General features: G+C 51.0%; 20 protein-coding genes and 1 riboswitch. All 20 genes read right to left on the bottom strand.

Annotated elements, in window-relative coordinates; all coding sequences use genetic code 11:
• Positions 1 to 36 precede the first annotated feature (36 nt).
• Positions 37 to 2,583, bottom strand: a complete 2,547-nt coding sequence (locus tag ACFORK_RS19385) for a discoidin domain-containing protein (protein WP_379202415.1) — start codon at positions 2,581 to 2,583, stop codon at positions 37 to 39.
• A 183-nt stretch (positions 2,584 to 2,766) separates the two neighbouring features.
• Positions 2,767 to 4,254 carry a glycosyl hydrolase gene (locus ACFORK_RS19380; RefSeq protein WP_379201971.1) on the bottom strand — a complete coding sequence of 496 codons (1,488 nt, stop codon included), beginning with the start codon at positions 4,252 to 4,254 and terminating at the stop codon, positions 2,767 to 2,769.
• A gap of 175 nt (positions 4,255 to 4,429) precedes the next feature.
• Entirely contained in the window at positions 4,430 to 6,049 is a 1,620-nt protein-coding gene (locus ACFORK_RS19375) for a glycosyl hydrolase (RefSeq protein WP_379201969.1), read from the bottom strand.
• Between the two features lie 10 nt (positions 6,050 to 6,059).
• Positions 6,060 to 6,140, bottom strand: a riboswitch (cyclic di-GMP riboswitch).
• Between the two features lie 167 nt (positions 6,141 to 6,307).
• Entirely contained in the window at positions 6,308 to 7,681 is a 1,374-nt protein-coding gene (locus ACFORK_RS19370; protein ID WP_379201967.1) for a sugar phosphate nucleotidyltransferase, read from the bottom strand.
• A 1,076-nt stretch (positions 7,682 to 8,757) separates the two neighbouring features.
• The gene (locus ACFORK_RS19365; protein WP_379201965.1) at positions 8,758 to 10,098 is read right to left on the bottom strand and encodes a UDP-glucose dehydrogenase family protein; all 1,341 of its coding nucleotides are present in this window, start codon (positions 10,096 to 10,098) and stop codon (positions 8,758 to 8,760) included.
• Between the two features lie 4 nt (positions 10,099 to 10,102).
• Positions 10,103 to 11,203 carry a glycosyltransferase gene (locus tag ACFORK_RS19360; protein ID WP_379201963.1) on the bottom strand — a complete coding sequence of 367 codons (1,101 nt, stop codon included), beginning with the start codon at positions 11,201 to 11,203 and terminating at the stop codon, positions 10,103 to 10,105.
• 111 nt (positions 11,204 to 11,314) lie between these two features.
• Positions 11,315 to 12,460 (bottom strand): glycosyltransferase family 4 protein, encoded by a 1,146-nt coding sequence (locus ACFORK_RS19355; protein WP_379201961.1) that lies wholly within the window; start codon positions 12,458 to 12,460, stop codon positions 11,315 to 11,317.
• Positions 12,454 to 13,647 (bottom strand): glycosyltransferase family 4 protein, encoded by a 1,194-nt coding sequence (locus tag ACFORK_RS19350; RefSeq protein ID WP_379201958.1) that lies wholly within the window; start codon positions 13,645 to 13,647, stop codon positions 12,454 to 12,456. The genes ACFORK_RS19355 and ACFORK_RS19350 overlap by 7 nt, the downstream gene beginning before the upstream one ends.
• Positions 13,634 to 14,536, bottom strand: a complete 903-nt coding sequence (locus ACFORK_RS19345) for a glycosyltransferase family 2 protein (protein WP_379201956.1) — start codon at positions 14,534 to 14,536, stop codon at positions 13,634 to 13,636. The genes ACFORK_RS19350 and ACFORK_RS19345 overlap by 14 nt, the downstream gene beginning before the upstream one ends.
• A 39-nt stretch (positions 14,537 to 14,575) precedes the next feature.
• Positions 14,576 to 15,964 carry a lipopolysaccharide biosynthesis protein gene (locus tag ACFORK_RS19340; RefSeq protein WP_379201954.1) on the bottom strand — a complete coding sequence of 463 codons (1,389 nt, stop codon included), beginning with the start codon at positions 15,962 to 15,964 and terminating at the stop codon, positions 14,576 to 14,578.
• Positions 15,927 to 17,423 (bottom strand): O-antigen ligase family protein, encoded by a 1,497-nt coding sequence (locus ACFORK_RS19335; RefSeq protein ID WP_379201952.1) that lies wholly within the window; start codon positions 17,421 to 17,423, stop codon positions 15,927 to 15,929. Before ACFORK_RS19335 ends, ACFORK_RS19340 begins: the two co-directional genes overlap by 38 nt.
• On the bottom strand, positions 17,420 to 18,199 hold the full coding sequence (locus ACFORK_RS19330) for a WecB/TagA/CpsF family glycosyltransferase (protein ID WP_379201950.1): 780 nt from the start codon (positions 18,197 to 18,199) through the stop codon (positions 17,420 to 17,422). The genes ACFORK_RS19335 and ACFORK_RS19330 overlap by 4 nt, the downstream gene beginning before the upstream one ends.
• Positions 18,200 to 18,227: 28 nt before the next feature.
• The gene (locus ACFORK_RS19325; protein ID WP_379201948.1) at positions 18,228 to 19,541 is read right to left on the bottom strand and encodes an O-antigen ligase family protein; all 1,314 of its coding nucleotides are present in this window, start codon (positions 19,539 to 19,541) and stop codon (positions 18,228 to 18,230) included.
• Between the two features lie 10 nt (positions 19,542 to 19,551).
• Positions 19,552 to 20,487, bottom strand: coding sequence for a glycosyltransferase (locus tag ACFORK_RS19320; RefSeq protein ID WP_379201946.1), 936 nt, complete (start codon positions 20,485 to 20,487; stop codon positions 19,552 to 19,554).
• Positions 20,488 to 20,512: 25 nt separating this feature from the next.
• Entirely contained in the window at positions 20,513 to 21,205 is a 693-nt protein-coding gene (locus ACFORK_RS19315) for a sugar transferase (RefSeq protein ID WP_379202413.1), read from the bottom strand.
• A gap of 56 nt (positions 21,206 to 21,261) precedes the next feature.
• The gene (gene galU / locus ACFORK_RS19310) at positions 21,262 to 22,152 is read right to left on the bottom strand and encodes a UTP--glucose-1-phosphate uridylyltransferase GalU (protein ID WP_379201943.1); all 891 of its coding nucleotides are present in this window, start codon (positions 22,150 to 22,152) and stop codon (positions 21,262 to 21,264) included.
• 42 nt (positions 22,153 to 22,194) lie between these two features.
• The gene (locus tag ACFORK_RS19305; RefSeq protein ID WP_379201941.1) at positions 22,195 to 22,836 is read right to left on the bottom strand and encodes a CpsD/CapB family tyrosine-protein kinase; all 642 of its coding nucleotides are present in this window, start codon (positions 22,834 to 22,836) and stop codon (positions 22,195 to 22,197) included.
• Complete coding sequence (locus ACFORK_RS19300) at positions 22,820 to 23,560, bottom strand: YveK family protein (RefSeq protein ID WP_379201939.1); 741 nt, start codon at positions 23,558 to 23,560, stop codon at positions 22,820 to 22,822. The genes ACFORK_RS19305 and ACFORK_RS19300 overlap by 17 nt, the downstream gene beginning before the upstream one ends.
• Positions 23,561 to 23,859: 299 nt before the next feature.
• Positions 23,860 to 24,495 carry a response regulator gene (locus ACFORK_RS19295; protein WP_379201937.1) on the bottom strand — a complete coding sequence of 212 codons (636 nt, stop codon included), beginning with the start codon at positions 24,493 to 24,495 and terminating at the stop codon, positions 23,860 to 23,862.
• A 23-nt stretch (positions 24,496 to 24,518) separates the two neighbouring features.
• Positions 24,519 to 26,165 carry a sensor histidine kinase gene (locus tag ACFORK_RS19290; protein WP_379201935.1) on the bottom strand — a complete coding sequence of 549 codons (1,647 nt, stop codon included), beginning with the start codon at positions 26,163 to 26,165 and terminating at the stop codon, positions 24,519 to 24,521.
• Positions 26,166 to 26,628: the final 463 nt, after the last annotated feature.

Here is a 26,628-nt window from a genome sequence, read left to right as displayed (position 1 = left end):
TTAAGTTCGTACTATATAGAATAATTTCACGTTGCTTTAATCTCTCGAATAAATCTGCAGCTCGTGAATCGACCAGTAATTGCCGCCGCTCCCTGTCTGCAAAATCTTCACATAGCGCGCCCGGGTCGGAGCAAAAGTAATAGTGGTTGCTTCCGTTCTGCCTTTCCCCGAAGCAATCCTGCTCCAGCCCACCCCATCTTCCGAGACATAGATTTCATAACCTCTAGGGTAATCATAGGCAGACAAGGTGTTGTCAAGATCCATCCTCTCAATCCTGTGAGCCTCGCCCAGATCCACCTGATAATACTCACCCGAGACTTGATGTTTGCCGGTGTCCCAGCGGGTTCGGCGATCGCCGTCAAAAGCGCTGCGTGGATTAGAAGTCTCGCCACTTGCGTTGGAGGAGGCCTGCCATCCACTACGATCCAGCGGCACCAATCCGGTAGCTGTGATCTGTACGGGTTCCGACATTACCGTGGAGCCGGTGGCACGTACCCTATAGGTATAGAGGGTACCCTCACGTAATTTAACATCCTTATACTGTGTGCTCTGAACACCGGAAGCGATGACCTGAAGCGCACCACCAGAGCCTTCGCCCCGCAGCACTTCATAGCTTGCACCCGGCGCTTCCAGCCAGTTCAGCTGAACGGCCGGGCCTTTGAGCGCAGCAGCCTTCAGTTTCTGTGGCGCTGACATTTTCACCTCGGCTGAGGGCTGTAAAATATATTGCACACCCTCCCCAGGCGCCAGTGTCTCCTTGAAGGACAGCACTGGAGAAGCTTGTTTCCCCGTTACATAACTACGTGCTTCTTCATAGGTATTTCCGTTGCCGAACCGCTCTCCCTCATAGACCTCCGCCTTCGGCATGGTTACATTCACGGACACCGTCTGCACCGTGTTCTCGAAATTCACCAGGTTCACCAGCACCTTGTTCGAGGTCGCTCCGCTGCCGGCAAGCGGGTCCAGTGTGGAAGTATCCACGGCACGGACATAGACAAGCTTGTCAGCCAGAGCTGCTTTATTCGTAACTTCATAGGTCAATGGAGCCCCATGGGTGGCATAGGCCAGACTCAGGCGACGCATGATGCTGACCCGGGAATCCTCATTATTTTTCGTATAATAAATCTCCGTCTTGGCGGGGTCATGCTCCTCAAGATTAAATCCGTATTTGAACAGGCTGAAATCCTTGAAAAACGCAGCATGCTGGATGAACATATCCGCATAACCGATATGCGCCCGCATAATCCGGTCGAATACGGCAGCCGTCCGCTCGGTTGCACCATACTGGTAGGCATCCACATGACTATCCGAGGTGCCAAATTCGGTGGTCAGCATTTTTTTGGCCAGACCGTCTGCAGCCCCACCAAAGGTTTTCAAATTTTCCGTAAAGCTGCCGCCGTTGCTGAAAATATAAGAATCTCCATAAGAATGTCCATTCGTCAGATCCGTTACTTGTTCCAGCTCCAGCCGCTGCTCGGGATCACGCTCCCACCCATCCGGGTCTCCGCACTCACGTACGCCCCCCTTCTGATTACCGCAGGAATTCTGCTGGTACTCCGGCCAATAGGCCCAGCCTGGGGCTACCGTCTTCAGATACGGCGCAATCTCTTTCCCCTTGGTATTCAGCCAATGGGCGACAGCCAGGTTAACAGCCTTGGAACGGTTGAACAGCCCCGGCTCGTTGTCGACTTCATAGTATTGAAAATACGGGCTATACTTGCGGAAATAATCCGTCAATTTCTTGGCCGCCTCATCAGATAGGGAACCATCGTCCTTCAGCTTGATGTCGCCGGTGTATAAATAGAGGGCAACTGCCTGCATGTTATAATCCTTGAGCACCTTGTAGTACTCTTCCATGTTGGAGCAGGACCGACCAACGTCGCTGGCGCAGCTGGCACGCATAATATTGCCGCTGTAGGCCACCCCGAGCCACTTCATAACATAAGGCAGATGCGCAACTGCACCCTCGTCAAAATAAAAATGCTTATTGTTCACCATCGTTCCGGTAAGGGTATAGCTGCCGTGAATCGGTTCTTTGATCGGCTCGTTTAGCGACTCCAGACTAAGATCATCCCAAGTCCACCAGTTGAACTTATCCTCGGCACTGGAAGAATACAGTCCTCGGGTCACCTGAAGCTTCAGCTCATTGCTCCCGACCTGCAGCTGCTCCTTCGGGATGTACAGTTCATAGGTTTTGCGAAAATTGTATTGATCTTCCGCTCCCGCGACACCGGCAATCTGGATAATACCCGATAACTCCCGATTGGAAAACACACTCATCTGCGGTACAGATTTATAGGCATCCAGGATACTGACGCGAAACAAGACCCCGTTCACCGGGATCTTGTCCAGTTGGTAGTTAATGCTAAGTTCAGGCTCTGTCGTCCCGTCCAGACCGGAAGGGATGCTTTTAAGCAACGTTGACTTCACTACGGGAGAAGCCACTTGAAACACCTTTTGGGCATCGGATGAACCGCTGACGGCAAATTCACGTGCTGAACCGTCATGCTGGCCAAATCTCCAGATTAAGGTACCGTGGGGAATAACAGGACCCGTATCATTGGCTGCGGTAAGCTTCGACATATCTACCTCCACTTCACCGCTGCGTGTACCGTCCTTTCCAAATACAGAGACAGACAATAGAAACAAGACTGTCAAGGCAGTAAATTTTAGTGTGGCAAGTAAAGGTTTGCGGGCTGATCTTATTATGCTCATTCCCTTGTCCTCGCTTTCTTAAGGTGATTTGCCCTGAAAGCTCTGCTTCCATTATGGTAAGAACAATGCATTCTGCGGTACAACGGCTTCTTTCAGGTGCGGTCCCGCCCACTTCAGAGAGATGCTGGCATCTCCGCGATTCTCATAATACTCCACCTTAATATCATATAAAGTATCTTTTCGCAGCTTCATGCTGCCGGTCCGATCCATTCCACTCCGGTTCTCCCAGCTGTCTATGATCAGCTTGCCGCCAACCCAAAGTCTGACTCCATCGTCTGCGGACACCGAGAAGGTGTAGTCTCCACTGGATGGTGGTTTGATTTTCCCTTTCCAGCGCACAGAAAAGGTATCGACGCCAATACCTGCCGCCGGAGAGCCCCCATGCCAATTAAAATCAATCAGACTGTCATGACGGATAAGCGCCGGTTTTCCCATCAACTCTGCGTTGTTAAAGTACTCTCCAGTCAGACCGTTTGTCGCAGTGATCGCCTCGGACACTGAGGCAACGCCTACCGTACGTATATAGTCACCTCTTGATACCGTATACGGACTACCCATAAAGCTTTGAATCTGCTGGGCACTGTTGTTTCCAGTCAGCATTTTGCCCCAGGTCATCATATATACCCAGCGGCTTTGGGTCTTGGCTAGAACCTCAGGGTCCGGCAGCTCGCCGCTTTCACCGATGCCGATCGGCTTGCTTCCAGCAAGCTCTAGCAGACCATCGTAGTAGGCTTGCTTATAGTCATTATTATAAATATCGGCCGCAAGCACATCGACGGTGTCGCTGCCTGGATAATACTCGCTGTAAGGGCCAGCAGTTGGACCCGGCGCGTTCGGATTCCATACCCACAATAGATTATCCAGCTTGTGGATATGGGTAAAGCGGTCGTAAACCAGATTCCATAGCGCGGCAAAATTGCTTTTGTCCCCCCACCAGAACCAGTCTCCATTCATTTCGTGATAAGGCCGCCAAAGAACGGGTACCCCGGCATCCCTCAATTTCCCCAGATACACAGCAATATCGTCTAGCTCTGCAATCAGGCTGTTGTATTGAGAAGTACCCGGGGTAACGTAGGCGTTGAACTGCTCTTGGCTTAGCTTCATGGAAACATTAGACCATATCGGGGAAGTTCCCGGCAGGTTCTGATGAAAGGTCATAGCGACAATGCCGCCCCCTTCATACCACTTGATGGCGCTGTCCACTACAGCCTGACGCTGCTTAGCAATCGTCTTCGGTGACTGATGGTTTAGAGCTCCTAATTCATAGCCATGCAGCAAAGCATATTTTCCACTGGCCGACTTCAGTTTATTATTGAATTCATCTGGGTTTTCCAGATAATCATGTTGCCCAGAGATGATTCCCTGTCCGCTAAGCTCCGTCAAATATTGCAGCAATCGGGAGGCCTCTGGCGAAGCCGAAGGATTAACCGGGTCTATTGCCGCTTTGTCCTTGGGATTATCCCAGGAGAGCAGGAGAGACAGTAGTAGAAGAACCGGAAACAAGGTCGTAAGCAGCCGATAATTACAGGATGGCTTCATGTGTCATCTTCCTTTCAGTAGTCAGGCTCCCGGTCCGGTAGAACCAAGCTGATCTCCGTCAAGGACAATTGTCTTCTTATCCCGGGAGCCTATAGTTCAGTAGCCCTGCCAAAGAGCAGGGCTACCGATCGGCTGAAAAGAATCTCATTGCTGTGATCCGTTAAATGCGTAAGGACTAGATAACGTAGTTCTCAGTTCCGTCCACGCTCGCGAACAATGCGCTGGTCGGAACGGCTTCCTTCACCTGACTAGGGCTTGCCCACATCAGGCGCACTCGGGCATCACCCAGATTCTCGTAATACTCCACTTTGATATCATACAGCTCCCCGGCATTCAGGGCGATGCTCCCCTGATGCTCAGTCCCGCTTTGATTATTCCAGCTGTCAATGATCGGCAGCCCGTTGATCCACACCCGAATGCCATCATCGGATTCAGTGTAGATCTGATAATTCTCGCTATACAGCGGTTTGATTTTCCCCGTCCAACGGATAGAGAAATTATCAACACCCAGCAAGGCTACATCCGGTGAACCCTGCCTCCAGTTATAATCAATCGCTGCATCATTCCGGGTAAGAACCGCCGTACCGGAAAGCTGCATATTGTTGAAGTATTCCCCCGTTAACCCATTCGCCATCGTATGCTTTCCCCCTGTTCCAGTATTCCCTGTTGGTGCAGCAGGAGGTTTCGGTGTGTTTGATGGCGTAACAGCGGGTACTGGAGGAGCCGGTGGTGGCGTAGGTGCCGGTACCGCTCCAGCCGCAAATTTGTCTCTGGTTACCGTGTAGCTGTTGTTCATAAAACCTTTAATATCATCAGTGTGGTTATTATCGTATAGCATTTTTCCCCAGGTCATCATAAAGGTCCATTTGCTCTGGGTCTCTCTCAGCTTGGCTACGTCTGGCATTTCCCCGTTCTCTCCGATACCGATCGGCTTCCCGGCCGCCAGCGCCAGCAGACTGTCGTAATGGCTTTGTTTATAATCGTTCTCATATATATCTGCAGCGAGAATGTCTACTTTATCCGCACCCGGATAGGTCAGAGCATACGGATCCGCCCAGGCATTCGGGGCATTCGGACTCCATACCCACAGCAGATTATTCAATTTATGAACGTTAACAAAACGGTCATACATAATATTCCAAAGTGCAGCGAAATTATTTTTCTTTCCCCACCAGAACCAATCTCCATTCATTTCATGGTACGGCCGCCATAATACAGGTACCCCTGCATCACGTAAGCTTTTCAAAGGTATCGCCACTTTATCCAGTTCGGCAATCAGGTTGTTGTACTGTACCGTCCCTGGTGTAACGTACTTATTGAATTCCGCTTGGCTGAGACTTCTGGAGACATTGGACCAATCATAGCTGGTTCCCGGTAGGCTCTGATGGAAGGTCATGGCGACTACTCCGCCGCTTTTGCTCCAACTGATGGCGCTGTTCACTACATTCTGACGATACCAGGCAACCTGGCTCTCATTCTGCCCGCTGATAGCGCCCATCTCGTAACCGTGCAGTGCGGCATATTTACCGCTGGTATCTTGCAGCTTGAGATTGAACTCATCGGGACTCTCCAGGTAGTCATGCTGCCCTGCAATAATTCCTTTACCGGATAAAGAGTACATGTAGTTAAGTAATTTTACAGCTTCGGGCGAGGCAGCGGGATTCACCGGAGTACCGGAGCCTGCAGCTCCTGCCATAGACGGAACGATTCCCACGCTCAGTGGAAGGGTCGTCAGAAACAGAGCAACGGACAGGAGTGCGCGCAACAAACGATACTTACGGTAAGCTTTCAACATACATCTCCCTTTCGGTAGCCAGGCTGCCATTCTTGCGAAAGGCCCTATAGCTTTGCGTCCCTATCTTTCGATAGGTTTGCCGTTTTCGTTATTGAAGGATCTATCCCTCTTACCGTAAATATCGACGCTATTTAATTATTTTTTAGTGCATTTATGAAAAAAATATCATTTTTGAGTCTTTATACCTGTTTTAAAAGCTTCGCATTTGGTTAAATAGATAGTTTGTTCTACTAAATTCCCCTACGCTCGAATCCGGTCCTAGGAAATAAACTGATGCAGCTCAATATCATCCCAATTCAGGGTGATACGGATATTATCTTCCTCTACCAGTTCAGAGCCTGTCTGCACTTCAATAAACTCCACGTCCGTTAAAGCCAGAATGGCATGCTTGGTGCCTTCCGGAATGCGAACCACATCGCCCGCCTTTACGTTATACATTTTCTCATTCAAAACAATGCTGGCTTCCCCGCTGATAATGGTCCAGACCTCACTGCGCTTGCGGTGCAACTGATAGCTGATATTCTTCCCTTGTGAGATGCAAATCCGTTTCGTCAGCACCTCATTGCCTTCTTCATATTTCACATAGTCAATGACACGATAATGACCCCAGCGACGTTCCTCGTACATTGGGCGCTGATCAAACGACTTCAGCACTTCTTTGATCCGTGGGCTTTCCGCTTTATGGGTTACGAGAATTCCGTCGGGACTGGCAGCGATAATTAGATCTTTTGCACCAATGACCGTAATCGGAATATCCAGTTCATTCACGAGGCAGGTGCCTTCGGAATCAGCCGTAACAACCCCTTTGCCGACATGATTGCTGCTCATCTCTTCCGTCAATGTATTCCACGTGCCCAGGTCCTTCCAGAATCCATCATACGGCTGCACAACAATCCGTTCTTCCTTCTCTACCACTTCGTAGTCAAAACTGATGGAGGACAGCAGTTTATACTGCTTCTGCAGTTCCTCATAGTTGAGAGGCAGCCCTTTACGCTGCAAAATATCCAGCAAATAGCCAAGACGGAAAGCAAACACACCACAGTTCCACAGCGCATTGCGACTGATCAGCTTCTCCGCCTGCACGCGATCCGGCTTCTCCTGAAAATGGCTTACCTGCATAAAGCCGCTCGCCGCAGGCTCATCGGAGGTCGGGATGATATATCCGTATTTCTCCGAAGCATGCTCAGGCACCACACCCATCAGCGCCAGATTAGCGCCGCTCTCCTCCATCGTATGTTCAAGCTGGGCTACCGTTTCAAAGAAAGCAGCCTCAACATAAGGGTCCACTGGCAAAATAGCCACCGTCTCGGCAGGCGACACGCCAGCCACGGTATATAAATAGGCTGCTGTCAGCGCAATAGCCGGGAAGGTATCGCGGCGCTCCGGCTCAACGATAATCGGCACATGGCCTCCCAATTGGCTCTGAATCATTTCTACCTGTCCACGGCCTGTAGCCAGATAAGACGAATCTGCGAGTCCAGTCTCTTCGAGCTGCCTCCACACCCGCTGCACCATCGATTCCGGCTCACCTTGCGGGCTTTCCAGTACCTTCAGAAATTGCTTCGAACGTGAATCATTGGACAATGGCCAGAGCCTCTTCCCTGAGCCGCCTGATAAAAGTACCAGTTTCATAAGTGAACCCTCCTCATTCATATGGTAAAACGTAGCCATCCCTTGCTTGCTATATATGCGATATAGAAGGCCAATTGGGCTTCTATAAAGTAATCCCGGTAAAACAGACTCCAGCACATCAATCACTTAAAGCGAGCCTGCATGATGAATCTCTCAACGCCAAGATCGGTCTAATCCTCCCTTCCTGTCACCTGTATTCCATAAGCGAATAAACAGGGGAAGTTCACAAGGAGTGTTAGGATAAACATATTGGCGGGTAAAATTAATAGATAGTGATGATTTGGACGTACTTGCTAGTGCTAATCGGATAAAGTGTCGTTTGGTCATACTTGCTAGTGCTAATTGGATAAAGTGTCATTCGGTCGTACCTACTAGCGTTATTCGGACAAAGTGTCATTTAGTCGTTCTGGCTAGGTCCATTCAAACATAGTTTTTCGCTATTAAAATTCAAACAGAAGAGCAGGCGTGGTTTTGGTGAAGTTAGGACTTTAGAGCACAACTCTGCCTGCCCCCTCCCTTCCTCCGTCTTTTTTACTGTGAAGAAAGGTTCCTTCAATTAAGTGCATTTTTGTATCTTGTATTCCTCTAAAATAGGCAAATAAGGGAATTAAGAGCATTTTTGTACCTTATTTTTTAAAAAATCACTCCAAAAGGGCTATTTCGGAATATTTAAGGTACAAAATTGCCTTTAATTACTTCTAACTCTTAGCTACAGAATATTTAGAGTACAAAAATGCCTTTAATTGCACTTCGGGAATGATAAGTATGAGCTCTCACTAGCGGTTCTCCTGTACATCAGCTAATCACGAACTGCCTCTAGCGGGTCTCCTGTACATCAGCTAATAACGAACTGCCTCTAGCGGGTCTCCTGTGCATCAGCTAATACGAGCCCTCACCAGTGTTTACCCTGCATCCGCCGATATGAGCGCATACTAGAGTTCCGCCCTATGCGTCAGCCTCATCGACTCTAGGACTGCACTAGCCTAGCTAGTGCAGTCACACAGTCTCGCCACTTTAGCATAGCTAGCGCAGCCCCCTGCCTTACCAAACCGGCCAAGCTGGCGTAGCTCCTTAGCTTATACCGCGCCAGCGACGCTTGGCGAGTAGCCGCTCAAGCCGCCCATCTGGGGACGGCCTACGGAGTGGTACTCCAGGCCGGTACCTTCGATTTGCTCCTTGGAGTAGACATTGCGGCCATCGATCAGGACCTGGCGGCGCATGCTTTCCGCCAGTCGATGCAGATCGATATCCTTGAACACACTCCAGTCTGTCAGGAGGCAGATTGCATCGCTACCTGTCGCTACTTCCTCCGGCAGTCCGCACCAGCGGAGCTGCGGATGATCGTACTGCTGCCGGAAGTTGTCGGCGGCAATCGGATCATACAGCTTCACGGTAGCCCCCTCGGCTACCAGTGCTTCCACGATCTCTCGCGCCGGAGCCTCGCGGACGTCATCGGTGTTAGGCTTAAAGGCCAGCCCCCACACGCCGATGACAGCCCCACGCAGGCTACCAAGCGATTCATGCAGCTTAGAGATGATCATGAACCGCTGCCCTTTGTTGACTTCGACAACGGATTCCAGCAGCTTGAATTCATAATCAACGTTGCCGGCGATTTGGATCAAGGCATTGGTATCCTTAGGGAAGCAGGAACCACCATAGCCGATACCAGCTTGCAGGAAGGAAGAGCCGATTCTGCGGTCCATACCCATGCCTTGCGCGACTTCAGTGACGTCGGCGCCCACTTTTTCGCAAATATTAGCGATCTCATTAATAAAGGAGATTTTCGTTGCCAGAAAAGCGTTGGATGCATATTTGATCATTTCCGCACTACGGATATCCGTCACGAAAATGTTATCCGTAAAGCCTTGGTGCAGCTCGCGCATAAGCGGCTCCAGCGCAGCATTATCCAGGCCGATAATGATCCGGTCCGGGTGCAGGGTATCCTGGATCGCCGAGCCCTCGCGCAGAAATTCAGGCGCAGACACAACATCGAACGGATGCCGCGTATGCGTAGAGATGATCTGACGGATTTTCTCGTTCGTTCCCACCGGTACAGTCGATTTGGTCATGATGATTTTATAGCCTTCCATCGCCTGACCAATCTCTGCGGCGGCCCCTTCGATATAACGAAGGTCGGCTTCCCCTCCTGGCAAGGAAGGTGTTCCTACAGCAAGGATGACAATATCGGAGCGGCGCACCGAATCCCGGAGATCTGCGGAGAAGGACAGTCTGCCCTCCTGCGTGTTCATCTCGATCAGCGCTTCGATGCCCGGCTCGTAGATCGGGGATTCCAGTTGGTTCAGCTTGCCTATTTTCTCCGCATCCTTATCCACGCAGATGACTTGATTTCCATTGAGTGCAAAGCAAACGCCAGACACGAGGCCTACATAACCGGTGCCGATTACTGCCAGCTTCATACAATCATCCTCCTTTTAGAAAATTGACATATGCCTGTTCCACATACTGCTTGAACCGGGTCATAAACGCCTGCTCATCGAATTTCTGGGCATGACCGATAATCCCGTCGATGTTCCAGGCATGGTCCTCCACCTCGCCTATGGCTTCCAGCAGATCCTCGACCTCTTGATGGCGGAAGAAAACGCCGTTGACATAAGGAACAATCGTATCCAGCGCTCCTCCAGCCTGATAGGCAATAACTGGTCTTCCCGCAGCATTCGCCTCCAGCGGCGTAATCCCGAAATCCTCTTCCCCAGGAAAAACGAACGCGCGGCACTGTGCCATCAGCCCGGTAACCTCTTCATCCGCGAGCCGTCCCAGGAAGGACACATTGTCCTTCGCCATGCCTTCCAGACGCTTGCGGTCCGGCCCGTCGCCAACAATATACAGCTTCAGTCCGTTCCGGTTGAAGGCTTCCACTGCCAAATCAATTCGCTTATAGGACACCAGCCGGGAGACGATCAGGTAATAATCTCCGATAGCATCCGAGCTTGAGAAGCGGGACGTATTGATCGGTGGAAAAATCACATCCGCTTCGCGGTGGTAATAATTCTGAATCCGTGTCTTTACAACGGAGGAATTGGCGACGAATTGATTTACATTTTTGGAGGTCCGCTGATCCCAGGTCTTGAGCTGTTCCATATACACCTTGAGCAGCTTCTTGAACAGATTGGAATTGGACTCCCGTTCCATGTAAGTATCGTAATCCCAGGCGAACCGCATAGGCGTGTGGCAGTAGCACAGGTGGAATGTCGCCTTCGGCACCTCAATGCTTTTCATAAAAGCACTGCTGGAGCTTACAACGATATCGAATTCACTGAAGTCCAAATCGCGAACAGCGATAGGATACAGCGGCAGCACATTTTTGAAATTGCTTTTCACGCCCGGGATTTTCTGCAGCCAGGAAGCTCGGATGTCGGCATCTTTGAGGTTATCAGTCAGACGGCTTCCATTAAAAACCGTGGTGTATATCGGAGCTTGCGGATACATCTGGTGGAACACCTCCACCACGCGTTCCGCTCCCCCCATCTGAATCAGGTAATCGTGCGCTATCGCAATTTTCATGTGAATCATCCTCAAAGTTTTATGGAGCATCATGATCAGAAAGTCAGCTCATCATCAAATTGTCAGCTTCATGGGTTCGCTCCGGTCAAAGCCGAAGATTGATCAGGGGTGTCAGGTGCCTGCGACTAGACCTTTGTAGTAATCTACAATATCCTTCACCGTGTTCTCGATCACAAAATGCTCCTTCACACGCTTCATGCCGTGTTCCGCCATCACTCGTCTTTCATCCGGATGATTCAGCATCCAGGTAATGGCCTCGGCCAGAACGACCGGATCTCCGGGCTGAATTAACAACCCCGTCTGACCTGGAACTACGATCTCCACCGGACCGCCTTCATTGGAGGCAATTACCGGCAGGCCTGCTGCCATGCCTTCGACAATAACTTGGCCGAATGGCTCAGGGGTCACCGAGGTGTGAATCAATAAATCCGCTTTGGCCATGAGGCCCTGAATATCCTCTACATGACCTAACAGGCTCACATTGGACAGCTTCTCGCGCTCGATGGTCGTAATCAGCTCATTCTTATATTCCGCTTCACCGAACAGCGCATCGCCCGCCAGCCAGAACTTCACCCGCTCGTCGTGTTTGAACGCCTTCGCAGCTTCTAGCACAATGTGCTGACCTTTCCAGTGCGCCAGCCGACCAACCAGCAGAACATTGAAATCCTTGACATCCTTGCGACCGATTCCGATCCCGCTGCCGATGGCTTTGGCAAAGGCCGAGTAGACCACCAGCGTCTTCTTCGATTTCGGCAACTCCAAAGCGCTGAGGGTGGAGTGAGAGTTCGCGATAACGCCGTTCGGGAGCAGACGTGACAGCAACCGGATGGCTTTGGCAACCACTGGCTTCAAATATGGAGTACCGATATGATCACGGATATGCCAGATCAGCGGGATTTTCGCCTTCTTGGCGGCGATGGCTCCATACAGTGCCGACTTCAGCGAATTGGTATGCACGCAGTCCACCTTCTCCTGCTTCAGGATCGGTGCCAGCTTGCGTCCATAAGTCAACAGACCCAGCGCGGCGGCCGGAGCACCCAGATTCACTGCATTGCGGCCCCTTGTACGAATGCTCTCATCGAGCGGAATTATCCGCACATCAATTCCCTTTTCCCGCAGCCGATCGGCCAAGGTTCCTTCTTCCGCCAGAATCACCAGCGGCTCAATCTGTCCACCGATATTCGTAAGGATGTTGAACAGCGCGACTTCACCACCGCTCCACTTGGCGGTATGGTCGATGTAAGCAACTTTTAGCATCCTGCTGCCACATCCTTTTCGATCGCTTGCTGGAAGATGGATTCAACCTCATCCGCCACATGCTCCCACGTGTATTTCTCTAGCGCATGTTCCCGGCACTCCTCCCGGCTCGGGAGCAGCTTGCGATTCCCCAGCATGTGGATGATGCCTTCCGCCATATGCTCACTGGACGGACTCTTGAACAGCAGCTCTGGCCGGAAGCCCTGCAGAATTTCCCGATTGCCGCCGATCGGGGTCGCCATGACCGGTAGTCCGGTGGCCAGCGCCTCGACGGTGATCAGACCGAAGCCCTCCAGCGCCTGCGAGGGCACCACGAACATATCGGCAGCTTGGTAATAGGCAGCCAGGTCCTGATCGGGAATATAGCCAAGCAGACGAACCTTGTTGTTCAGTCCATAGTCAGCTATTTTCTCTTCCAGCTCTCCGCGCAGCGGCCCCTTGCCGCCGATCAGCAGTATTGCGTTCGGAAAGCGCGCCGAGACCTGCTTCCAGGCATCCAGCAGCTGCAGCAGCCCCATCCGGTTCACCAGCCTGCGCACGGTAAGCACCGTAGTAGCACCCTCCGGCAGGTTCAGCGCCCGGCGGATCGCCAGCTTATTGGTCGGCGGATGGAATCGCTCCACATTGGCTGCTCCGGGGATGATGACGATTTTATGAAGCGGAACCCCGTGCAGTTCATGCAGAATGTCACGGAACGTCTCGCTCAGCACGATGAATTTATCTGCGAGCTTATAGGCTTTGCGTTCGATGGATTTGGCGAGTGTCGTTTTGACCCGGTGCTTGATGCCCCGGCCTTCGATCTTCATCTCTTCATTCCACGGACCGTGGAAGGTCATGATTACCGGAATGCCGCGTTTCTTCGCCTCAATTGCTGGACCGAGACCATAGGGTGCAAAATGGGAGTACAGCACATCCACTCTTCCGCTGCCGCTACCCATCAGTTCCGCTGCCTTGCGTTGGAATGCATCCCTACGCTTCCATATACTGTCCTTGGGATCACCGGCATTGTGAATAATGAGCTGACCCTCAACCTGCGGTGTTTCCTGACTGCATATCAGGGCATGCACCCGGTTGCGAGAGGAGAGCTGCTCACAGATGGATTTGAAGTACGTATTAAGTCCACCAGGCTGTAATGACGGCCAGCTAAGGCCTGTTGTCATAATGTTCAATCCGTCATTGTACGGCATAACTTCTCTCCCCCTTCTTATCTTTCTCTGCCTGGGTCTGAGCCTGAATCTGCGCCTGGACCTCGACCAGTGTTTGATTCTGTGCCAGCTCATTATGCTTTGCCAGCTTTTTTGCGTTCTTTAATTCGTAATGCTTGAAGGCAACCATGAATTCATACATCACCCAAAATACGGATACGGCGAAACCCGCCATTCCCTTCTTGAACAGTCCATGTATAAAATATTTCTGCAGAAAACGCGCCGGAGGTCTCAGCAGCAAATGGCTGATCCGAAACGGCTTGCCGCTGTCATGGGCGCTTTGCGCCTCAAGGTCGGTATACTTGTTGAACCGGGCCACATGGTCATTAATGCTGCGGAAGCCCTGATGCCACAAAGTTCCTTTTAAGCGGACGGTATCCTTCTCGGACACATCCGGCATTTCATGGACCAGGCTGTTGCGGATGCCATATTGTGTGCGATTGTATAGCCGCACCAAGCGCTCCCCGCGATCTAGCCATCGACCCAGGAAATCCCCGATGCGGTATAACGAATAGGCCACGCCGGGATCGGATAACCCGGGCTTGCGTTCAAGAATATCGGCAGCCAGTTCGTCGCTGACCACTTCATCGGTATCAATAAGAAAGACCCAGTCATGGACGGCGCGTTCCACTCCGAATTCTCTTTGCTTCGCGTATCCGGGCCATGGATTAACGAACACCCGGCAATTCAGGCTCTCGGCAAGCCCTACTGTTCCGTCTTTGCTGCCTCCGTCGATGACTACAACCTCGTCGGCAAAAAGTCTGCAGGACAGAATGGCCTTGGATATGCGAGTTTCGTCGTCCTGAGCGATAATGACAGCCGAAATCGGGTAACTGCCCGGTCTGCCAAGCACGCTTGTCACTGAATCCATGGGGGGGTTCCTCCTTCTATTACTTAAGTTCTCTTGCCCTTAACTTTGGGCATCCGCAGGTTTCTTGCGAATGTAGGAATTCATCGTCGTCTTCATCCAGCGGATATCCTGCCTATTAATCAGCAGCCGCGGAATCTTGACCTTCAGGCTGTAGCGGATATTCAGAATGATGAAGCCAAACCGCAATACAGCCGACGAAAGCATTGCCGCACCGGCACCGAACAATCCGAACCGCGGCACCAGGATGAACAGCAGGGGAATCACCAGCGCCAAACCTACGCCTTGAAGAATGGAAACGAATTTCGGTTTGCCCAGCGCCATGAACGCCTGTGCAAGAATCAGAATGCCACCGCTGAGCGTAACTTCCAACAGCAGCAAGCGGAACACGGTTAGCGCTGTATTGAAGTCCTTGCCGTACAATAGCGGAATCACGATCGGGGCTACAAGCATCAAGAACAGCGACGCCAAAAGGGTGAACGTTGTGCTGATGCGGAAGGCCCTGAATGTCAGCGCGATAGCTTCATCCTTGGACAGCTCGGATGCTTTGGGGAACAGCACGATCGTAATCGAGGTCGAGAAGAAATTAACCATTCTCGACAGGCTGACCGCCACCGCATACAACCCCAGATCTGCTGGTCGCAGCAGACCAGCAATGATAATTTGGTCAATATAGTACGAGAACTGACCCAGCAGATCGTTACCGTATGAACCCATCCCATAGGTGAACAATCGCTTGAAGTTCAGGTAAGCATCTCTCATCTTCACCTTGTAGGCACGAAGCAGCGAGATCGTAATAAAGATGTAGATCGGTACAGCCGGCAACAGATAAGCCGCTGCTGTAGTAAAGGGACTGATGGTATCCGTGAAGATCAGAATTCCGATCATCACCAGGGTGAGCAGTGGAACCAGATACCGCATCCAGTTGAAGCGCTTATAGTCGCCTCTGAACTGGAACGTCGCATTGTTGATCTGCGAGATCACAATCAGTGGACACAGAAGCATGGACCATTGTGCGAAATGGACTACTTCCGGGCTGAAGGATTTCAGCCAGTAGGGCAGCACCACAACACCAACCACTGTTGCAGCTGCGCCAAAACAAAGTCCGATCAGCAGTGACATTCGGTACAGGATGCCAGCATCTTCCGGGTTCTTCTTGGCATTGTAGATCAATGCCGATGGAATGCCGAAGCTCATGCTGAACGCGAGAAATTGCGACCAGTTCACCATCGCAGTCTGCTCCCCGCGGCCTGACGGGCCAAGATAGCGGGCGGTTAGTACACCCGTCAGCATGTTCAGCACCAGGATCAGAATGCTGACGAACATGGTTTTCACAGCAGCCGAGCTATTGTCATTGCTCTTGATGAACTGCCGGACGGAGGACCATATCGAGCTAGTCGGAAGTGATTTTGCGTTCAATTGCTGCTGCATGTGGTGCTCCCTTCTTTCTGCTCTCTATCATCTCTTTGCCGCTGAGGCCAAGGCCAATCAGCATCCAGATCAGGTATCCCTTGAGTCCTGGGAACCCGTTATCAGACATCAGCGAGGCGATGGCTCCCATCCAAGCCGCCAGGGACAGCCGGGCGTACGGTTGCAGGCTGTCCCTGCTGGCCACCCTGGCAATAATCTGCTTCAGTACCGCTCCTAGTGCCCAGAAGAAAAACAGTCCACCCAATGCACCAAAGGTCAGCAGCAAGGCAATAAAGCCGTTGTCCATGTTGCCGTACTCACCTAGCTCACCGCCATTGCCGATCTTCGTTCCTTGCCCTACACTGCCGATTCCCTGCCCTACCGGATTAGAAGCAACCATTGGAACCATACGCTGCCAGAGGTCAAGGCGCTCATTATAGGAATGGTCTTCCTGAACAGAGCCTAGGGTCTCCATCCGTGCCACCAGCCCTTCTGCACCGGGAAGCTTGGGAACAATCCAGAAGAGCGCTGCGGCGACGAAGATTAGCTGGAGCAAGGTCTTCCATTTCCCCTTGGAAGGAGAAGATGCAATGTAGACGAGTAGCATGACCAGCAGAACCAGCCAGGCTGCACGGACCAATGTCGTCAGTAGGCATACTACGACGAGCATGACGCCGACCCAGCGGAATGTTCCCTGCCAGCGTTTCTCCAGGATCATCGGCACCAGTGCGAAGACGAGAAAAGCTGCAGCCGGACCGGGAGAATTCAGTGTGGAGAAAACCCTGATTTCCAGCGGAACCGGAAACCCGATCGAGATCATCTCGGCGTGATTCATCCAGAAGGCATCCCATGGCGGAACTACCAAATACTGCACGATCCCGTAAATCGAGACCAGGACAGCTATATTCGCGTAGTCGTACAACAGTCGGTCGATGTCCTTAGCGGTGAAACGCATGACTGCAAAGTAAGGAATCAGCATCAGCGGGATCAGGTAGTTGGCCAGATCATAGACTGAACCCATACCGTTCTTCGCGAGTCCAATCAAGGTTCCGTAAATCAGCGCGGTTCCGAACAGGAGAATGATCCGTGCGGATGGCTTGCGAATCTTGTGAACCTCCCGCAATACCGGAATGGCCAGTGTCGCCCCTGTCAGCAGCGGGGCCAGACTTAGCAGGGATACGGAGTTATACACACCTTCCGACCAGTCAGAGATCCGCCGCAGCTCCGGGGCGACTGCCCAGATTAGCAGCGTGTAGGCTAATAGCAGACGTGGCTTCAACAGTGCCAGGAGGAAGGCCGGGAATAATATGCCCGCCAGAATCGCTCCCTGCAAGCTGCTGGTGGGACTCAGCTTGGCACTGGCAAAGCCAATGACCAGTGGAAGCACAAGGCAGATAGCAGCTAGTGCCCAGGTGTTCCCGGCCGTCTTTAAGGTCGCCAGTGAAGGCAGGATTAGGCTATTCTCATTCCGGCTCATCATGTTTGTCTCCCCCTGCCTCCCTTAACCTTACCTCGCTTCCGCAGCTCCTTAAGGAGCAGGACCAAAAACTGTGCATCATCGACCAGATATCTTTTCCACAGCCGCCTTGGCTCCTGGCTCAGACGCCAGAACCATTCAAGGCCCGTGCGCTGCATAAAGCTGGGTGCCCGTTTCACCGAACCGGAGAGAAAATCGAAGGTTGCACCCACACCGATCGAGATCGGTGCCTGATAAGAGGTGTAATGGCGATAGATCCACTTTTCCTGCTTGGGTGCGCCTACCCCGACGAACACAATATCCGGGCGGCTCTCGGTCAGCATTCTCACAATTCGCTCATTCTCTTCCTCGTTATGCTCAAAGCCATAGGAAGGAGAGTAAGAACCGACAATATTCATGCCAGGATAAGCCGCCTTCAGGTTACGGATCGCTTTCTCCGGCACACCTTCGGCAGAGCCGAGCAGGAACAGCCGGTATTTCCGCTGCTCAAAGGCATTGCCCAGCCGACTGAACAAATCTGCGCCCGACACCTTCTGCTTAAGCGGCTTGCCGAGCATTTTCGAAGCCCAGATAAGCGGCATTCCATCTGCTACCACCGCACCCGCCTCTGAGTACACATTCTGAAATTCCTTGTCCTTGCGCAGCTTGATCACATGATCGACATTGCAGGTCAGGATGTAGGATTGACTCCGTTCCTGGATCGTCTTGTCAATGTAATCGAGCAGATCCATGAAATCATAATTATCAAAATTGACATCGAACATATTTACTTGATTCATCGTATCACTTCTTTTTGTGGGGATCGGCCTACCGTGAAGATCGATACAGGCAGTTCAGGTACCAACAGAACGGGATAATGAATTGGACCGTCGACAGCGTGTTGTCGGAGAACGAATAGATCAGAAACGCTGCAATAAAAAACACATAGTACGGTTTGACCGGCGGTGCCAAAGCTCTGTAAACCAGAAGAAATACAGCCAATAAGGAGAGCATCAACAGGCTGACGCCGATATACCCGCCATCAAAATAAAACCGGATGTACTCGTTGTGAGGAACGACAAAGCCTTTGTACAAAGAACCGTCATTCGCCACTGTCACTGCTCCCAGTCCTCTTCCTGCCCAAGGGGAATCCTCCGCCTTGTTCAGAAAATAGGTCCAGGCCTCTGTCCGCCCTGACAGATCCACTCCTGTCTCCGTCGTCCGTTCAAAAGAACGCTTCTTGAGATTGTCGAGCTGCATATATACAGCGGCAAAGATCAGGAGGAACGAACAGAGCAGCGGAATCAGGTACAGGGTTTTCCCTTTCAAATATTGCTTCAGAATATCGTAGAAGTAGTAAAGGACCATAAGGCCCAGGGCCAGAATCGGCCCCCGTGTTCCTGTTCCGATCAGAATGAAGAAGTTCAGACCTAGCAGGGTGTAAAAGAACTTGGCACGCTGCGGACAGCGTTTGATCTCAATAAACGGGATGGCGACTCCCAGAAAGGCCAACATCGCCAGATGCGAAGGAATGTTGGCACCCTGCACCCGCACCGCTCCTGTGAATTCAACATCAAAGAAGGAATGTAGATGTGCAGCTTGCAGCAGCGCTCCGGCCAGCAAGCTGACCAGCGGCAGCAGGCAAATGATACGAATCTGCTGCTCGGCGACTTCCTTTTTCCAGTTGATCAATAGAAACACAAAGGGAAGCGACAGACCGATAAACGCCTTGACAGCGATGGATGAGGTCATCTGCGGCAACCAGATCGAGAACCCGAAGGTAATGAACACCAGTGCGAGTAAGGCCCATAAGGGCTGACTCAGCTTGAAGCGCAGACCATTCACCAGAATACACGGCACTAGCAAAGCCAGAATGGCCAGCTTGTAGAGCGACAGAATCTCTATCCCGAACAGGCTACCCTCATACAGAAAGTTGACAGAGATTGCTGTTGTCAGCAGTACAAAATAGCTGATCCATTCCGGACGCGCGATCGAGATTCCCAGCAGAATAATCAGCAGTACAACTGCGGCTGCAAGCACCGGCTGGTAGATTACCACTGTTCCCAAAAGCAGGGCGGAGATGAGATAGAGCATCCCATACGGCACAGCGCCTGCTTTGAAGCCCCATCCAAAATTAGTCATGTCCTTCCCCTCACCCCGCTGCGGATTCTCTCTTCCGATTCCAGATCATGTGCAGGGTTCCCCGGATGCTCTCCAGTCTGCACTTGTTCAAAAGTCGTCTTCCCCGGCCCCGGGAAAGAACCGAATCCACCATGATGTACAGCACTTTCGCGGCTGTTGTTCCCAGCAGAACCACCCGGTCCTTCAAGCTTTCGCTTTTCATCGCATTGGAAATGCCCTGGCTATAATAGCGTTTCAGAATCCAGTCCTCGGTCAAACGACTCTTCGGCACAAAATGGTCCACCGCCATGTCCGGATGGTACAGGATCTTATGCCTTTGACGCTGAATTTGCCCGAACAACCAGGTCTCCTCACCGGACAACAGGGATTCACCCTTGCGGCCCAGATCCAGTGGAAACAGACTGATATCAAAGACTGTCTTACGCATAGCCATATTGGCTCCGCAGGGATGCAGGCGGCCCGGATACTCCTTCATCCTGTTGCCGAGATCGACAATGGTGTAAGGTAGCTCGAACGGCTTGATTAGCCAGTCCGGCCGGTCTGTCTCGAAGATCGGAGCAATTTTACCTCCCATGGCCATTACTTCCGGCCGTTCCTCAAAGGTGGATACAATCGTTGTAATCCACGCCCGGCATGGAATAGCATCATCGTCCAGAAAAGCAATGAGGGAGGATTTGGAGGCCAGTATTCCTGTATTTCGAGCAGCTGACAACCCTTGCATCGGTTCGAAAATGTAGCGAATATCCATCTCTGTCCTGTAATCTTCGATAAACGTCCTGACCAGGGACGCCGTATCATCCTTTGAGCGGTTATCCACCACGATGATCTCTGCTTGCTCCAGATTCTCCAGCGGTACCAGAGAATGGAGGGTCTTGATCAGTAGAGCAGCCCGGTTATATGTGCAAATGATGATGGAAATCTTGGGAGCGACTCCGTGTTTACGCATCGGCATTCACCTAATTTCCACAAGATTAATAAGCGTCTTTGGACCCCAGTAGCATGAGGCCGGTCTTCAAGATAATTTTCAAATCCAGCATCGTGCTGCGGATATGAATATAAGTCAAATCAAGCTGCACCATCTCGTCGAAGCCGACACTGTTGCGGGCATTGACTTGCCAGTAACCTGTGCAGCCCGGTGTGACGGTAAGGCGCTGTTTGTCATATTCCGTATACTGCGCCACTTCTTCCGGGAGCGGCGGACGGGGACCTACCAGGCTCATATGGCCTAGCAGCACGTTCCACAGCTGCGGCAGTTCATCGATGCTCGTCTTGCGCAGGAATCTTCCTGTCCGTGTGATCCGCGGATCGTTCTTGATCTTGAACATCGCTCCGCTTACCTCGTTATAGGCCAGCAGTTTCTCCTTCAACTCCTCGGCGTTAGATACCATGGATCTGAATTTGTACATTGGAAACTGCTTTTCGTGCTTGCCTACACGGTACTGCCGGAAGAATACTTTCCCCTTGGGGTCTTCCAGCTTGATCATAGCAGCCACTACCAGGAACAGCGGCAGCAAGACGAGAAGGCCAAGGGCAGAACCGACGATATCGATCACCCGTTTCATAACCAGATAGGAATCGGAATCTTTCGCTTCCTCCTTGGCATGCAGCATGTAAAGTTTCGGCAGGACGTAGTCATAGTCTTCCGGCAGTTTTTGCATGCTCAACACTCCTCATGTTCAGAATTTTGTTAGCTCCGCCGGATCATTCCGGCGGGTTCGGCTTATCCTGTCAGGGTGGTCTGTCCGGCTTTGCTAAGCCATTCCGCCATGGCATCCATCACGGGGTAGCGCAGATCCTCGTTTTGTAGCGCGAATTCCAAGGTAGTCAATATATACCCAAGCCGTTCGCCAACATCATATCTTGTACCGTCGAAGTTATACGCGTACACGCGCTCACTCTGGTTCAGCTTCTGAATGGCATCCGTCAATTGAATCTCGCCACCAGCACCTGTTTCCTGCAGATCCAGGTACTTGAAAATCTTCGGTGTAAACACGTAACGACCCATAATCGCCAGATTAGAAGGGGCGGTGCCCAGCGGTGGCTTCTCTACAAAGTTGTTCACCCGATACAGCTGCCCATCCTGGAAATCAGGCTCGATAATCCCGTAGCGGCTCGTTAATTCTTCCGCAATTTCCTGCACGCCGATTACCGAATTCTGCGTCTCTTCATACTGGTCAATCAGTTGCTTCAAACATGGAGTTCTGCCAGTGACAATATCATCGCCTAGCATTACACCAAAGGGCTCGTCACCAATGAAACGTCTGGCACACCACACCGCATGGCCCAGGCCCTTCGGTTCCTTTTGGCGGATATAATGTATCTCCACCTTGGCAGAACGCTGAACCTCCTTCAGCAGCTCCAGCTTACCGTCCTCCAGCAGGCGGGACTCCAGTTCAAATGCATTGTCAAAATGATCTTCAATGGCTCTCTTCCCTTTACCGGTAACAATGATGATGTCCTCAATGCCGGAGGCAATGGCTTCCTCCACGATGTACTGAATCGTGGGCTTATTAATAATGGGAAGCATCTCCTTAGGCATGGCCTTCGTGGCAGGAAGAAAGCGCGTACCCAGACCTGCTGCAGGGATAATTACTTTTTTCACCTTTTTCATCGCACTCTACCTCCTAAAAGTTTGGATAGCCTGAATGTATCGTTATTTACTCTGGTTCATGGTAATACCGAGAATCTTGGAGCCAGTCTGCTCCAGCAGCGCCTTCAACTTGCGTAATGAATCACGCTTGGTCTTTCCATACTTGGCGACAAGGATCACTCCATCTGCCTGGGGTGCCAGAATGCGGGCGTCACTGTACGCAACGGCTGGGGGCGAATCTACCAGAATGAGATCATGACTGTCTTTTAGCACCTTCAGCAATGCGGCCAGCTTATCACTGCCCAACAGATCTGGTGGACTAACTACGGCGTACCCTGCCGGGATGACAGTAAGATTATCGAGCTTCCCCAGAACAGGAATCTCATCCGCTTCCTTCAGCCCATCGAGATAAGCCGCGAGCCCTTCGCCGCCGTCTACCCCGAATACGGTATGAAGTCCCGGATTTCGTAGATTACAGTCGACCACTGCCACTTTCTTGCCATCCTGCACAAAGGATACCGCGAGGTTCGACAGAATTGTTGTCTTGCCTTCGCCCCTCTCTGCCGAGGTAAAGAGCAGCACTTGGCCACCGTTTTGGTGCAGTAATCCAAGCTGTCGGATATAGGTGCGTAGTGAACGGAATGATTCCGAAATATGTGAAGAAGGATTAACGTCTGCAATCAAACTGCTATTTAGCGGCAGCATAGGTGCCCTCCCCTACTTTCTCATTGACGCCGACACCCTTGGTCAGATCGCGCTTGCGAATGGCCGGGATGCTGGCGATGACCGGAAGACCAATCTCAATCTCTGCTTCCTTCTCCGAGCGGAGCGTGCTGTTCAGCGTCTCCATAAGGAGAATGATGCCGAGCGCTGCCATGAGCGAAACGACAAAGCTGATGACAATATTCATCAGGAATCCTGCATTCGCTGCAATTGGCTTGTTGGCCGGATCAGCTGGTGTCAGAAGCGTCACATTATCCAGCTTCATCAGTGATGGCAGGCTGTGGATGAAGGTCTGCGACACAGCATTTACGATGCCGGCAGCTTTGGTGTAGTTCTCATCCTCCACACTGAGATTAATCACCTGGCTTTTGTCCGATGATTTGATCTCCAGCTTCTTTCTCAGCTTCTCTTGCGTCAGGCCGAATTCAGGATGGTCCGCCACAACCTCCTTCAGGATCGTTGGAGATTTGATGATCTCCTTGTAGCTCTCGATGAGATTGAGACTGAAGTTCAACTCGTTGAGATTGCTACCTGCGGGCACATTTGCAATGTTGTTAACAAGCAACTGTCCGGAGGCGGAGTAGACGGGTACAACGAAGTTCTTGCTAACGTAGAGTGTTGTGGCACAGGAGATCAATACAAATACCGTAATCAGCCATAACCTTTTCTTGATCAAGTGAATATAGTCCAGAATCGTCTTTTCCACAGTAACCCTCCTTCCGCATAAAATGCTTTGAAAGCATCCATGAAATTTTCAGTTAACTTACTTTTATTCTACCGATCACTTCTTGTCCCCACATGGGCCATATCTTTACTTTCCGCTTCACTTTCGGATAAGGTTGTATACACCTTTAGAGGGGGGAGTGGTATACTTTAGTGCCATATCGCTAAAATAAACCACTGTTCAGAAATTGTTCAGCTTATGATGCTACGCTTTGTAGGCATAAAAAAAACACGGACCCGGTGTCCGTGTTCTTCTAGCAATCCCGCCTGAAGCGGGATGCCTTAATCATATGACATTTCGAATTTCGTCAATCCAACCGCATTGGCAAACAGCGCCGCCTGTGTACGGTCGGCAACCTGCAGCTTCGCCAGGATTTGGCTGACGTGCTTCTTCACTGTAAATTCACTGATAAAGAGCCTTGAGGCAATCTCCCGGTTGCAGGCCCCCTGCCCAAGCTCAATCAGTACTTCCTTCTCCTTCGGCGTCAGCTCGTCGGTCGGGCTGCTGCTCGTCATCCGCATCTTGTCCTCCATCAGCCCGGGATCGTAATACTTCCTCCCCTTATGTACCAACTGGATGGCGAATAGCAATTCCTCCGGCAGTGCTTCCTTCAGCACATACCCGTCGACGAGCACCTCCTCTGCCTTAAGAAAGTCTTCCCTGCTTGCAGACGAGGTCAGTAAAATAAATTTGCTGGTAATCCCGCGAGTACGTGCCGCCTTAATCACATCCAGTCCCGACTCATCGGCCAGCTTCAGATCGATCAGCACAAGATCCGGCTGCGTCTCCTCAATCACGAGCAGCGCTTCTTGGCCATTTGTAGCCTCGCCTGCAAACTGCACATTAGGCTGCATCGAAATGACCGCTGCCAATCCTCTTCTCACCAAGGGGTGATCATCTACAATGACGATTTTCACTCAAACGACCTCCTGCCTAAAATTCATGCATTTTTCAGTTCCGCCACGCCGACAGGTATCAGGATCAATATTTTGGTACCTGTATTCCTACTGCTTGATAATTGAAAATCGCCGCCTAGCGACTGGGTTAGATACTGCATATTTTTCATGCCGAGTCCGCCAGTGCTCTCTTCGGATTCTGTAAATAGCAGAGCTGTATCGAATCCGATCCCATTATCAGAAATGGCCAATCTGATCCATTTGGGCTTCAGAGACAGTTCCACCTCCACTCGGCTTGCCGTCCCATGACGGATGGCATTGCCTGTAGCTTCCGAGATAATTCGGAACAACGCCTTATGGTAAGGGTAAGGAAGACTGAAGTCGTCCCCCGTTATTTTAAGTTCAATTTCCACATCATTCAACCTGGATAAGCTTTTTAGGTGCGAACGAACCATACCCAGCCAAGTAGGCCCACCGCTTTTCTTGGAACTGAGACTGTAGATGGTCATTCGCAGCTCCTTGGCCACCTTGGTGGCTGATTCATGAATCAGGTCTATCTGCTCCTCCAGTTGATAATCGGGCAGCTTCCTCCAGGTCTGCTTCAGAGAATGCGTCGCGTAGACGATGCCGAATAGGCTTTGCGACACACTGTCATGCATCTCGTCGGCAATTCGATTCTGTTCATTCGTGATAATTAGCCGGTTCTCGATGACGCCCAGTTCATGGCGCTCCAGAATGATTGCACTCAGCTCCGACAGGAACATCAGCTGCTGAATATACCATCTTCGCCCTTCCAGACCCTCCGCAAATTCCAGCTTCACGCCGATCATGCCTACAAATCGGGTACTCATGCGGACAGGCATCAGCAGAAAATCACCCAGTCCGGGCAGACTCTTGAATACAGGATCACGCTGCAGCCGCCACTCATGTTCATGCTTCTCTAGTTCTGAGAAGAGAAACAACTCATCCTCCTGATGCCACCCCGTCTGCCGACTCTCCGGCGCAGGCTCCCCGCTTTTTTTAGCAAACCAGAACAACGCCTTATCCAGCTTCGTCAGCTTCACCACATAGTCCGTAATCACCTGGCCAATATTCATAAAATCATGCTGGCTAGAAGTCTCAACGATATGGTATAGCGACTTGATTTGTTCGAGCGTTTCTTTGGTCCTAGCGTTGGCTTCCTCTCGCTGACGTTTGATTCGGGCTACCATTTGCATTACGATAAGCGTAAGTACTAGTGCCAGAAAGAGATTTCCGTTCTCAAGAACGGCTGATGCGAAAGACTTATTCGCAGAATTGAGAAAAAGGTAACAAAAAGCAATAACTATGCCGATATAACTAAGAAGCAGGCTCCAGCCAAAATATAAGGACAATGATCCTGCAGCAATGAGTACGGGATTAAGTACATAGAGCCTAAAAGGGCTATCATAGCCCCCGGTAAGTAAAGTAAGCAGAATAATCAGTGCCATCTCCGCGCTCACAGCCAGCATTAGAATCCGCGGTCTGTTTCGAAGCCTTCGGTAGCCCATCACGAAGCCTTGGGCCAAAATAAATAACAGAATGATGATAAGGGATTTGTATAATACGGAAGGCCCCGCCGGTTTAAAAAGAAACATCAATGACGTGAGCGACAATGAGAAGCATCGGTAAAAGGCAATCATTTTGTCTTCCGCAGTTGATTTAATATTCATTCCCACCACCCTGTTCCCCAGTTTTGTGGAAAATGCCAGCTATATTTGTGCTTTGTTAAAAGCATCATACATGAGAAAAATCACAATAACAAGTTGACAGCATTAATGTTAGCGTTTACATAACAAATAAATAACATGAAAACGCCCCTCTTTTCTGGTGGATAAGCTATTTATAGCTAAATATCGAAAAGAAAGCGAATTCAATGTGAAGAATATGTCAGATTCCCATCAGAAACAGCCCACCCACTTTGTGGATAGGCTGTTTTAAGCTTATTTTCAATCATTTCCCAAAAATATTACTTACCATCTGACTGTTATTCCGATGATTTGGAACAGCATCATACGAATTAGAGGAATCACATATACAAATCTGATAACGCTGTCCCTCCACAATATGATATCCCGTGGAAAGAATACGCAGTGATGATGCTCTGGTGTCTACACTATGGAGATTGTGACAACG

The sequence above is a fragment of the Paenibacillus sp. GCM10012306 genome (assembly GCF_042649265.1).
In the GTDB taxonomy this organism is placed as follows: Bacteria; Bacillota; Bacilli; order Paenibacillales; family Paenibacillaceae; genus Paenibacillus_AQ.
This window is presented reverse-complemented; position numbering and strand designations above follow the sequence as displayed.